Here is a 12,844-nt window from a genome sequence, read left to right on the forward strand (position 1 = left end):
TAGGTAGGTTTTGCTTAAAAAATGAGGTAAAAAGGCAAAAACTAAACATAGTGATTTTTTATGCATAATATATAAGCTTATGGTATAATACTAGAGCGGTAATAACTGGTTAAATAAATAAGAATTGTAAAGGGATAAACATAATTAGCGATAAATATAATTGTAGAACTTTGATTGTGATAATTGAAGTTATGGTAGAAGGTTAATTGAAAGGGAACAGCTTTTGTACTAACTTTGTTATTTTTAAATAGGTATAAATAATGTATAAACAAAGACGCAATAAGCCTAAGGTTTTACAGATAAAAAATAATGATCAACAGGGGGAGAAAATATGTCAAAAAGAAAGATAGAATTACTTATAACATTTCTATTGTTAAATACGACAATCTCAAATGTGGAGATTGTTAATGCCTATGATTTAAAAACTAAAGATGGGCAAACGCATAGTTATAAAACTGAGGAATTACAAAAGTCCCTAACAAAGACAAAAGATGAAAGGCAACGTACTAAATTGTATAAACAATTTGCAGAAAATGTCTCACAATCTGAGTATTTAGGAGTAAAGGATAAGGATGGAAAATACATCACTTACGATAATGTGGTTAAAGAGTATAGTGAAGGTAAAAGAAGATTAGGAGCTAAAACAGTGGCAAAAGATATGTCAAGTATTTTAACTAAATATTCTAACAATTATAAAACTTTTGGAACTAAAGAGGACTTACCACAAAATAAAGTGTGGAAGATCACATTTAACCATGAAGTAGATAGAACAACTATGAATACAAATAATTTAAAAGTTGTAGATAGTGAAGGTAAAGTACAAGAAATTAAAATGGAACCGCATAGTGGTAATTTAAAGGTATGGGATATAAAACCTGCATCAGAGTGGAAAGCAGGTGAAACTTATGCATTAATAATGAATACAAATATAACAACAAATCTAACAAGTCATAAAGGCTTAAAAAAAGATGTAGTATTTGTATTCAGTATTAAAGCAGATGCGGGAACAACTAATCCTGGTAAAGAATTTAGTAAATCAGAAATGCTATCTATACTGAAAGATATTAGCGGTGGTTACTATGATGACAGTGTAGAGTATGATTATATGGGTATGTGGAATTTAGGAAAAGAAACAAAATATGGATGTGTTAATAATTCTATTGATGTCTACAAAGAAAGAATGGAAAGAGGTACAAGGTTAGAAAATAAATATTTCAATAATCCGATTTATTCCAATCTGACAGATCCTTATCTATATGAAAAGTTACCTAATACAACAGTAAGTTTCAAAGGACTCAGCAGAAGAAATCTAGGGGATTCTAAAAATATCCAACTATACACTTCAAATAAAAAAGATAGATCAGATTTACCAAAAGAAATACCTAATTTATATCTTAAACCATACGATACTACAGATGGTTATGCATTTACCATAATGGAAGGGAAGAGTGAAACTTTATCTAAATATATCTGGAGACCAGATTTAGAAAAGGAAATGGTAGAAGAGATAAATAAGTTGAGAATATCTAAAGGTGCTAAACCTTTGACAGTAAAAAATGACTTAGTAGCTATGGCTAAATTCTCAGCAAAAAGAAGCCATTTAGGTTATAGTCACAATAGTTTAATATCGAATACTTTAGAGTTTAGTGTAAGAGGAGGACAACTTAATTGGTGTAGAGGATGTGTACCTTTTCCTTATGACTATGGTGATTTAGATACCGATAGACTTATGAACGATGAGGACACAAAGGGACATGATGCTATATATCCTATAGAAGATAATACCAATAAACTATTTAATTACCCAAATAAAGTTAGAGCATTCAGTGATGTAAGTAATTATATTATAAGTGCTAAGGGATTTTTAAAAGAATGGAAAGATGAGACAAACTATCAACCACATGGTAGAGGAGAGCAGTTTATAAAATACTCTAAAAAAGCTAATATAGAGAGAGACTTTTTAGATCCTAATCTAAAATATATTGGTGTGGGAAGTATATATGAAGGTTCAAGACATAAAGCAGATATTAATGGTATGACCGGTGTCTTTGTGATAACGGAGTAGGTGAGTATATGTTAAAACTGAAAAAAATAAATAGTCTAGTTTTAAGTTTTTTATTTATAAGCACTCTAATTATGCCTACTCAAGTTAAAGCTGAAGGTGAAATAATTACTGTAGTTGGTGAAAGTGAAACTGATTTACCTCAAATTATAGAGAGTGATTCACAAGGAAGAAAATTAGAAAGAATAAGTCCTATTAGATCAGGAAAACCTATTACATTACCAGAGATAAGTTTATCCTACAATAGAGATTTAAATATGAAATATTATGTAAAGTGGATAGAAGATAGTCCAACAGAAGGTCATTTTATAGGTAAACAAACAAATACTTGGGATGAAACAAAAAGCCCTATAAAGCAACCACCAGGAACGCCTAGTGGTGAAAATTGGACAAAAGGTTATCAAATTGGTTATAGTACTTTATACGAACCAAATAGTTTGGGCATACGTTCTTTGATTTATGGTGATTTTAGTGTAGCCAGTAATCCTGCAATAAGGGATGGTTCTGATTTCTTTAATAAGACATTCTTATCTGATGACGCTGTTGGGTATGTAATGAAAACAGGTAAATCTTTCACAGATAGTATTCAATTTATTGTAGATGAAGAGGAATTTAAAAAACAACTATTAGCCATTACTGGTATTGAGGTTACTGAAAGTAGTTTAAAATCTCTTATGGTTGTAAGAACAGCTTACCCAGAAAGACGTATAGGTAAAGATCCTGGACTTGAGTTTGGAGTTTATAAAGATAATTTAAGAGGACCTAGAAATGTGTGTATGATTCCAGGCGTAAGATATCCAAAAGCCTGGTTAAATTCTGATAACTGGCATCCCACTATGAAAGATTACTATTGCTCTGGGGAATATGGGCAACAAACATTCAATTATTATTCACCTCCGATAACTAGAAATCCAAAATTGGAAGCTGATTATAAGGTAGTTACAGGTGACGAAGAGGATGAAAACACACATCCAGGTGGTAAAGTTGGACCTATAGTATTTAAACCTAATTCAACTACTTGGAGTAATAGAGGTAAAACTTCAGAAGGTATTGGAGCATATAATGTTAAAGTGGAATATAAAGGAGATACCAAAATAGTTTATAAAGGTACTGTAAAAAGTAAAAAGAAAGTATGCCATACAAATTCAGAAGGTCATAAAAGTTGTCATTATGATTATTATACAAAACATTTTGATGTAGTGTATGATTTGGACAGGATTGAAGTTAATGGGGATGCTAGTAAAACATTTACTGGCAAAAAAAGTGAAGTTGATATAACTCACGAAGGTGAAAATCTTGGTTTATCTGCAAAAGGATTTTGGAAAAAAGCTAAGTATAGTGTACCTTCAATGCCAGGAAGTATTTATGATACAGATATACCAGGACCACCGCCTAATCCTGTTGGTAAATCGGGAGATTATGATATTGACTGGACTATGCCAACAATAGAAATAGACAAAATAGCTCATGACCGAGCAATTGATTCTTTAACTTTTGGAATAGATATTGATGATAATCTAGAGCCAGATAATTGTTTAACTGTAACAGCTCCTACTGAATATGGTGTGGATGGTACTTTGGATAATCAAACAAAAGAGCATAGAAATATAACATATAGTGGTATACCTAATGAGGATACTATTTATGAATTTCATTATGATATAGAAGATGAAGCTACAAATAAAAGATTTTGTAAGTTTAAAACTTCTATTATCAAAGAATATTGGGAACAATTAATTGATACTTATAAAGATGATTTAGACTTAGAAGTCCCTATTAAATTCTTATCGAATAGTGATACACAAACTTTAAAAGGCTTTAAGCGTAGTAAAACTATTAACTTCGATTCTTGGAGAGGGATACCTACTGAAGTCTGGTATAAATTTACAGATAAGACGGTGAATTTTATTAGAGTTATACATTATGATGATCCCAATATTCCAGTAATCGATGAAAACGGAAATAAATTATATCCTAAAGATAGCGAATTCCAAGACTCCCCAGGATTAGCTAATAAGATAGGTGTAGATGTTGGAAGTAATAAAGAAATAACTAACTATGGAAGATTATCTATGCAAAAACCTATTAAAACTGTAGATAATAATGATGGAACTTACACTAATTATTATGTTAATGGTGATGTAAGAACATTTGATAAAGCTACAGGAAAAATTATATCGGATAAGCAAAAAGGATATGGGGAGATTTTACCAGAACTAACTGAGATTAGTGGTAATAAAACTATATACCATACAGGTAACCGATATACTATTACAATTATAGAATATGATAGCTATACCGATATAACTATAAGAGATAGATTACAAAAAGTAGTAGAGCAAACAAGAATAAATAAGAGATGTTAAGTATTGATAGAGTAGTTATTTTATCGATATTTAATTATGAAAAAATCAAGGCAGAGAAATCAGATTTTCTTATATATGTAGTTAGCCGATTAAACTTTGAAGTAGCAATTAGAATTACTTAAGGTGTAGAATTCTAAAAACCCGTAATTGCAGGAATGGACTCCTGCAGCCGAACTGCGTCATGGACGACGCATAGTAAGGGTAGGATTTTTAGAAGGCTACGCCTTTAGTAATTCTTTGCGTGCTGAAGGTTTAATGGATAACTACATATATTTAGAAAAATCTATTTCTATGCCGTTATTCATTATGTCACAACATTTTTCTAAAGTTTCATAAGGTTTTGTGGATTACCTTCAAGCCATTTTGTTATGTTGCCAAAAGTTATTTCTGCTCTTTTAAGCATAGATTCATCTGTAGCAAAAGCAGCATGAGGTGTTAGAACAACATTTTTGGCATTTAAAAGTGGGTGATTTGTAGGAATTGGAGGTTCCATTTCAAATACGTCTATTCCAGCTCCAGCAATCTTTTCATTGTTTAATGCATTAGCTAAGGCTTCACTATCTACAACTCCTCCTCTTGCTGCATTTATTAGAATAGACGAAGGTTTCATTAAAGATAGATTTTTTTTATTTATAAGTAGTTTTGTTTCATCTGTAAGAGGAACATGTAAAGATACTATATCGCTTTCTTTTAAAAGGTTTTCCAAAGTAACATATGTAATGCCTATGTTTTTAGCATCTTCTCTTTGAGTCCTGCTATAGCCTAATAGTTTGCACCCAAAAGCCTTACCTATTTCAGCAACTCTTTTTCCAATAGAGCCTGTACCTATAATCCCTAGAGTTTTACCATAAAGCTCATTACCAACTAAACCTGCTTTAGTTTTGGATTCTCTTGTAGCTATATCACATGGGATTATGTTTCTAAAGGTTGATAGGATAAGACCAAAGGTTAATTCTGCAACAGAATTAGTAGAGTATCCGGCTGCATTACAAATAGTAATACCTTTTTCTTTGCAAGTAGCTATATCTACATGGTCTATACCTGTAAAAGCAACAGATATCATTTTTAAGTTAGGAGCAGACTCTATTATATCTCTATTTAATGGAGAATTTGCAATGATAAATATATCTGCTCCACTAGCTTGAGCTAATAAACCTTCATTAGTTTCTATTTTTTTGTAACATGGTACAAATTCATGTCCTTTAGATGTGAGTGATTTAGATAAAGTTTGTACATCATTTTGGCTTATTCCTAGTGGTTCTAACATAACAATACGCATATAAACACACTCCTTTTCATATTAAATTATTGGATAACTTGTTTTGATTAATTTTTATTTGATAATCTAAAATACTTCATATTATAATGATAGCATAAATTAATAAAAGAAAAAGAGACTGCAAATATAATTAAATATTTACGGCCTCTTTTTCTTTATATATAGTTGGAACAATTACGTTAACATTATTTTGCTGAAAGAAATTTTGAAAAGGTTTAGGGGGTGTTTTATCTGTAATAAACACATCTATATCCTGTAATTCACAGTAGGTCATTAAAGATGCTACACCCAGTTTTGATTCGTCAGCTAAAACTATTATGTTATCACTTTTATTTACTACCTTTTTCTTGATTTGATACTCAATACAAGAGGAATTGGTAACACCTTTTGAAATGGAAACTCCTGTTGATGCCATAAAAGCTTTGGAAATATTATAGTTTTGTAGAAAGTTTACAGCTTCTATTCCTATAAGAGAGTTTGTTTCTCTAAACAATGATCCTCCTGTAGACAATATATTTAAATTAGGATACGGGAGAGAGTTTATTAAAACATTAATATTATTAGTTATTATGGTGAGATTATTTTTGTCTGCTAAAAAAGGAAGCATGTGCATTGTAGTTGTTCCTGAATCAATAAATATAATATCACCATCATTTACTAATGAACTTGCAGTTTCACAAAGAAGTTGTTTTACTGATTTATTTTTAATCTCTCTTTCTGAAAAAGGTACAGTGTCTTTTTGACTATCACTTAAAGTAACTCCGCCATATACTTTTTTTATTATGCCTTTTTTCTCAAGTTCACCAAGGTCTCTCCTTATAGTATTTTTTGAAACATCAAAAATGGAACATAGAGTATTTATTGAAACACTTTCATGTTTTAATATATAATTCTCCATTTCTCTTAATCTATCTGATTTCAACTTTTGTCCCCCCCTACTAGGTTACATTTTCAAATATTTTAAAGTGTAAAAAATCACATATTTATTCACAATATATTTATATAAATTTTTTAAAGTTACATATAAATATATTATAATTATATAAAAAAAGATACCAAATTACAAGATGTATATACAAAAGTTAATCAAAACATAACCAAAAAATTATATTAAAATTATAAAACAATATAAAAAATAAAAAAAATAATTGACAATCGGTAATAAGTGGAGTAAAATTTAATCAAAAGATGACAATAAATTCATAAGAGTTACTCAAAACATGTAGTAGTTTGGAATTTTATGAAATGGGGGGGAGCCTTGTGGCACACAAATTTATAGTTCCTAAGAATATTATCTCAGGAAAAAATGCTTTAGGAGAAGCGGGAGTTTACATTAAAGAATTTGGAGAGAAAGCTTTAATTGTAACCGATAACATAATGGTCCAAATTGGAAATGTAGATAAAGTTACAAAAGTATTAAAAGAAAATGGAATACAATATGAAATTTACAGTGGAGTTAACAAAGAACCTACTGATGTAATAGTTGAAGAAGGAATAAAATTATACAAAGAAAACGGTTGTGATTTTTTAGTAGCACTAGGTGGAGGAAGTCCGATAGATGCTGCTAAAGCTATAGGAGCAATGATTACAAACCCAGGAAAAATAACTGATTATATGGGAAAAGTCATTCCAAATCCTATGCCACCACTTGTAGCTATACCAACTACAGCTGGTACAGGTTCAGAAGCTACACAATTTACAATAATAGCAGATACAAAAAATAACGTTAAAATGTTATTAAAAGGACCAAATGTAGTTCCAACTTTAGCTTTAGTTGATGCAGAAATGACAATGACATCACCAACTAATGTTACTGCTGCAACTGGTATAGACGCTTTAACTCATGCTATTGAATCATATACTTCAAGACTTGCTCAACCATTATCTGATACATTTGCTTTGTCAGCTATAAAACGTATTTTTGCAAATTTAAGAACTGCATATAATGATGGAAAGAATTTTGAAGCAAGAAATGAGATGGCTCTTGGAGCATTAGAAGCAGGAATAGCTTTCAACAATGCTTCAGTTACAATTATCCATGGAATGAGTAGGCCAATAGGAGCATTGTTCCACGTACCACACGGAATTGCAAATGCTATGTTAATAGGAGAATGTTTAGAATTTGCAGTAGAAGGGGCACCTGAACGTTTTGCACAAATTGCAAAAGTAATAGGAGCTTATAAAGAAGGTATATCTGATATGGATGCTGCAAAAGCGTTAGTATTAGAAGTTAAAAAATTATGTGATGATATAAATATTCCTACTTTAGAAGATTTCGGAATAGAACGTGGAGAATTCTTTACAAATATGGACAAGATGGCAGAAGATGCATTAGCAAGTGGAAGTCCTGCAAATACAATAAAACAACCTTCAAAGCAAGATGTCATAGATATTTACACAAGACTATGGAACTAGTTTCCTAGTCTTGAGTTGATATAGTTAGGGAGGAGCAAACTATAATGTCACTAGTTAAAATGAAAGAGTTACTAGAACAGGCAGATAAATCAGATTATGGTGTTGGTGCATTTAGTATAGCAAATATGGAAATGATTATGGGAGCTGTTAAAGCTGCTGAAGAATTAAATTCACCTTTAATATTACAAATTGCAGAGGTAAGATTAAAACATTCTCCATTACATTTGATTGGCCCAGTAATGATTGAAGCTGCTAAAAAGGCAAAAGTTCCAGTAGCTGTTCACTTAGATCACGGAATGACAATTGAAACTATTAAACAAGCTTTAGAATTAGGATTTACTTCAGTAATGTTTGATGGTTCTCACTTGCCATTAGATGAAAATATCAAAAAAACAAAAGAAGTAATAGAATTAGCTAAGGAATATGGTGCAACTGTAGAAGCTGAAATAGGAAGAGTTGGCGGAAGTGAAGATGGATCACAAGATATAAGTATGTTAATTACTAGCGTAGAAGAGGCTAAGCGTTTTGCAGAGGAAACAAATGTAGATGCATTAGCAGTAGCTATAGGAAATGCTCATGGAGTTTATAAAGAAACACCGGTTTTACAGTTAGGAAGATTAAAAGAAATAGATAACGAAGTAAAGACACCTCTAGTTTTACATGGAGGATCAGGTATTGATGCGGACGGATTTAGAAATTGTATTAAAAACGGTGTAAAGAAAATAAATGTTGCTACAGCTACATTTAATAATGTAGTCAAGAGAGTAGATGAATTGTTCAAGAGTTCTGAATCAGTAGATTATTTTACTTATCATCAAAAAGTCATTGAAGGCGCATATGAGAATGTGAAAAACCATATGAATATTTTTGGAAGTAATAACAGAGCATAATTTGTAAGGAGGCAATTTATAATGAATAATATAAAATTTGATAGCTCTAAACCATTAGATATAATACCAATAGGGAGAGTTGCTATTGATTTTAATCCAAATGAAATACACAGACCTTTAGAAGAAAGTAGAACTTTTACAAAATATGTTGGAGGTTCTCCAGCAAATATAGCAGTTGGAATGGCTAGATTAGGGAAAAAAGTGGGATTTATTGGAAAGGTTTCTGATGATCAATTTGGAAAATTCGTAACTAACTATTTTGAAAAAGAAGGTATAGATACTTCAAATGTTTCTGTAGCTAAAAATGGTGAGTCATTAGGATTAACATTTACTGAAATTTTAAGCCCAACAGAGAGTAGCATATTAATGTACAGAAATGGTATAGCAGATCTTCAATTATCTCCAGAAGATATAAATGAAGATTATATAAAAAGTGCAAAAGCAATTGTTGTATCAGGTGTTGCATTAGCAGCAAGTCCTTCAAGAGAAGCTTGCTTTGTGGCTATAGAGTATGCTAAAAAACATGGTACAGTAGTAATTTTTGATGTAGACTATAGAAGCTATACTTGGAAGTCAAAAGAAGAAATCGCAGTTTATTATGCAATGGCTGCTAGAATGAGTGACATTGTAATGGGGTCAAGAGAAGAATTTGACTTAATGGAACAAATCATAAGCCCAGGTAGCACTGATCAAGAAACAGCAGCAAGATGGATTAAAGCTGGAAACAAAATAGTTGTTATTAAACACGGAAAAGAAGGTTCAACAGCCTATACAGATGACGGACAATCATTTAAAATAAAACCATTCCCAGTTAAATTATTAAAATCTTTCGGTGGCGGAGATGCTTATGGTTCAGCATTCATGTACGCTTTAATGGAAGGTTGGGATGTAATCGATGCCTTAGAATTTGGTAGTGCTTCAGCAGCTATGTTAGTTGCTAGTCACAGTTGTTCTGAAGATATGCCTTCAGCAGAACAAGTAAAAGAATTTATTCGCCAAAAGAAAGAAGAATATGGTGAAATGATAGCTAGAGCTTAAAAGATTGTTTAATAGAAAGAAGGTAATTAAGGGTGATTGATAGATTAGGTCAACTTAAAGAAGGATATAATGTTTTAACAGAAATGAATGGAAAGCACAAAGATATGCTAATGGATATCGGCGTATACAAAATGAAAGCAGGACAAGAAGAGGTTTGTCTTGATAATGAAAAAGAAAGTGCTGTTTTATTATTAACTGGTAAGCTAGTATTAGAATGGGATGGAAACAAAAAAGAAATTGAAAGAAATTCAGTTTTTGATGAAGATCCTTGGTGTTTACATGTTCCTAAAAATGTTGAAATAAAAATTACTGCTGTTAAAGAATCAGAAGTGATTCTTCAAAAGACAGATAATGAAAAGGAATTCGATTGCAAATTATATTCACCAGAGGATTGCAGAAGTGATATATTTGGAGAAGGTGTATGGAAAGATGCTGCTAGAAGAGTAGTTCGTACAGTATTTGATTATTCAAATGCACCTTACTCAAATTTAGTAATAGGAGAAGTTATTAACTTCCCAGGAAGATGGTCTAGTTATATACCACACCATCATCCACAACCAGAAGTTTATTACTACAAGTTTAATAAACCGCAAGGATTTGGATGTTCAATAATAGGTGATGATGTTTATAAAATCGAAGACAACAGTACATCTATAATTCCAGGAGGGTTAGTTCATCCACAAGTAGCTGCTCCAGGATATGCAATGTACTACTGCTGGATGATAAGACACTTAGATAACAATCCATGGACAGATAGAATCGATGCAGAAGAACATAAATGGTTATTAGGCAAAGATGTTAAAATTTGGCCAGAGAAATAGGAGATGGAGGTAATTAAAGGTGAAAACTATTAAAATGACTACCGCTCAAGCTTTAGTTAAATTTCTTAACCAACAATATGTTGAGTTTGATGGAAAACAAGAAAGATTTGTAAAAGGTATTTTTACTATATTCGGACACGGTAATGTTGTTGGTTTAGGCCAAGCTTTAGAACAAGATCCAGGTGAATTAGAAGTTTACCAAGGACGTAATGAACAAGGTATGGCGCAAGCTGCAATGGGATTTGCAAAACAAAAACATAGAAAACAAATTTGTGCATGTACTTCATCAGTTGGACCAGGAGCTGCAAATATGGTAACAGCAGCAGCAACAGCTACTGCGAATAATATACCAGTTTTGTTATTACCAGGAGATGTATTTGCAACAAGACAACCTGATCCAGTATTACAACAAATAGAACAAATACATGATTTATCGATATCAACTAACGACGCTTTTAGAGCAGTTAGTAAATACTGGGATAGAGTTAGCAGACCAGAGCAACTTATGAGCGCAATGATAAACGCTATGAGAGTATTAACTGATACAGCTAATACTGGTGCTGTAACAATAGCTCTTCCTCAAGATGTACAAGGAGAAGCTTTTGATTTTCCAGAATACTTCTTCAAAAAACGTGTACACAGAATAGAAAGAAGACCTGCAACTGTAGAAGCAATAAATGATGCAGTTGAATTAATGAAAACTAAGAAAAAGCCAATAATAATTTGTGGTGGTGGAGTAAGGTATTCAGAAGCAGCAGAAGCGTTAAAGAATTTTGCTGAAAAATTCAATATACCATTTGGTGAAACTCAAGCAGGAAAGAGTGCAATTGAATGGGATTACTCATTAAACTTAGGTGGAATTGGTGTTACAGGTAACCTAGCTGCAAATATAATAGCAAGAAACACAGATTTAGTAATTGGAGTTGGTACAAGATTTACTGACTTTACAACAGGATCTAAAGAATTATTCAGCAATCCAGAAGTGGATTTCTTAACAATAAATATATCTGAATTCCAAGCAGGAAAATTAGATGCTACTAAAGTTGTAGCAGATGCTAAAGTTGGATTAGAAGCATTACAATCAGAATTAGAAAAAGTAGGATACAAATCAGCATACACTAATGAAATTAAGGAAGCTAAAGATAAATGGTTAGCTGAATTAGAAAGATTATCTAATATAGAATATAAAGAAGAAGGATTTGTTCCTGAAATAGCAGGACACCTTGATAAAGTTTTAGCTGACTTCTATAAAGAAACAGGTTCTTGCTTAACTCAAACAAGAGTACTTGGAGAATTAAACAAACTTATTGATGATGATTCAATAGTTGTAGGAGCTGCAGGAAGTTTACCAGGAGACCTTCAAAGAGTATGGTGTCCAAAGAAACCAAACACATATCATATGGAGTATGGCTATTCTTGTATGGGATACGAAGTAGCAGCTGCATTAGGTGCTAAAATGGCTGAACCTAATAAAGAAGTATATACTATGCTTGGAGATGGAAGTTACTTAATGCTTCACTCTGAATTAGTAACAAGTATTCAAGAAGGAAAGAAAATAAATGTAGTCTTATTCGATAACTCTGGGTTTGGATGTATAAATAACCTACAAATGGGTAATGGAATGGGAAGCTTTGGAACAGAATTTAGATACAGAAATCCAAAAACAGGTAAAATGGATGGAGCTTTAATGCACTTAGATTTTGCTATGTCTGCAGCTGGATATGGTGCTAAAACTTATACAGTAAAAACAATAGAAGATTTAAGAGCAGCTATAGAAGATGCTAAGAAACAAACAGTTTCAACTTTAATAGATATAAAAGTATTACCAAAGACAATGACAAATGGCTATGATTCATGGTGGCATGTTGGAGTAGCAGAAGTTTCAAATAGTGAAAAAATACAAGCAGCATACCAAAATAAAGAAGAAAACCTAAATAGAGCTAGAAGATATTAATTTTAGTTAAGTGTTGTCA

General features: G+C 31.7%; 9 protein-coding genes. 7 read left to right on the forward strand and 2 right to left on the reverse strand.

Annotated features, from left to right (window positions below):
- Nucleotides 1-331: 331 nt before the first annotated feature.
- The gene (locus OW729_RS00785; RefSeq protein ID WP_268059489.1) at nt 332-2,065 is read left to right on the forward strand and encodes an Ig-like domain-containing protein; all 1,734 of its coding nucleotides are present in this window, start codon (nt 332-334) and stop codon (nt 2,063-2,065) included.
- 8 nt (nt 2,066-2,073) lie between these two features.
- The gene (locus OW729_RS00790; RefSeq protein WP_268059490.1) at nt 2,074-4,428 is read left to right on the forward strand and encodes a hypothetical protein; all 2,355 of its coding nucleotides are present in this window, start codon (nt 2,074-2,076) and stop codon (nt 4,426-4,428) included.
- A gap of 322 nt (nt 4,429-4,750) precedes the next feature.
- Here OW729_RS00790 and OW729_RS00795 read toward each other — a convergent pair whose 3' ends face one another.
- Nucleotides 4,751-5,707, reverse strand: coding sequence for a 2-hydroxyacid dehydrogenase (locus OW729_RS00795; protein ID WP_268059491.1), 957 nt, complete (start codon nt 5,705-5,707; stop codon nt 4,751-4,753).
- 130 nt (nt 5,708-5,837) lie between these two features.
- Complete coding sequence (locus tag OW729_RS00800) at nt 5,838-6,629, reverse strand: DeoR/GlpR family DNA-binding transcription regulator (protein ID WP_268059492.1); 792 nt, start codon at nt 6,627-6,629, stop codon at nt 5,838-5,840.
- Nucleotides 6,630-6,967: 338 nt separating this feature from the next.
- Between OW729_RS00800 and OW729_RS00805 the strand changes: the two genes are divergently transcribed.
- From OW729_RS00805 to iolD, 5 genes are read left to right on the forward strand one after another with little or no spacing between them, the layout of a single operon-like run.
- A complete protein-coding gene (locus OW729_RS00805; protein ID WP_268059493.1) occupies nt 6,968-8,122 on the forward strand; it encodes an iron-containing alcohol dehydrogenase in 1,155 nt (384 codons plus the stop codon).
- A 44-nt stretch (nt 8,123-8,166) separates the two neighbouring features.
- On the forward strand, nt 8,167-9,012 hold the full coding sequence (locus OW729_RS00810; protein WP_268059494.1) for a class II fructose-bisphosphate aldolase: 846 nt from the start codon (nt 8,167-8,169) through the stop codon (nt 9,010-9,012).
- Between the two features lie 21 nt (nt 9,013-9,033).
- On the forward strand, nt 9,034-10,050 hold the full coding sequence (gene iolC, locus OW729_RS00815) for a 5-dehydro-2-deoxygluconokinase (RefSeq protein ID WP_268059495.1): 1,017 nt from the start codon (nt 9,034-9,036) through the stop codon (nt 10,048-10,050).
- Nucleotides 10,051-10,082: 32 nt separating this feature from the next.
- On the forward strand, nt 10,083-10,871 hold the full coding sequence (locus OW729_RS00820; RefSeq protein ID WP_268059496.1) for a 5-deoxy-glucuronate isomerase: 789 nt from the start codon (nt 10,083-10,085) through the stop codon (nt 10,869-10,871).
- A gap of 19 nt (nt 10,872-10,890) precedes the next feature.
- Nucleotides 10,891-12,825, forward strand: coding sequence for a 3D-(3,5/4)-trihydroxycyclohexane-1,2-dione acylhydrolase (decyclizing) (gene iolD, locus OW729_RS00825; protein WP_268059497.1), 1,935 nt, complete (start codon nt 10,891-10,893; stop codon nt 12,823-12,825).
- Nucleotides 12,826-12,844: the final 19 nt, after the last annotated feature.

Origin of the sequence: Clostridium brassicae (genome assembly GCF_026738875.1) — a bacterium.
Taxonomy (GTDB): Bacteria; Bacillota; Clostridia; order Clostridiales; family Clostridiaceae; genus Clostridium_H; species Clostridium_H brassicae.

Bases quoted from the DNA above. Each gene is read 5' to 3' on its own strand.
- OW729_RS00785 (WP_268059489.1), top strand. From the start codon at position 332: ATGTCAAAAAGAAAGATAGAATTACTTATAACATTTCTATTGTTAAAT.
- OW729_RS00790 (WP_268059490.1), top strand. From the start codon at position 2,074: ATGTTAAAACTGAAAAAAATAAATAGTCTAGTTTTAAGTTTTTTATTT.
- OW729_RS00810 (WP_268059494.1), top strand. From the start codon at position 8,167: ATGTCACTAGTTAAAATGAAAGAGTTACTAGAACAGGCAGATAAATCA.
- iolC (WP_268059495.1), top strand. From the start codon at position 9,034: ATGAATAATATAAAATTTGATAGCTCTAAACCATTAGATATAATACCA.
- OW729_RS00795 (WP_268059491.1), bottom strand. From the start codon at position 5,707: ATGCGTATTGTTATGTTAGAACCACTAGGAATAAGCCAAAATGATGTA.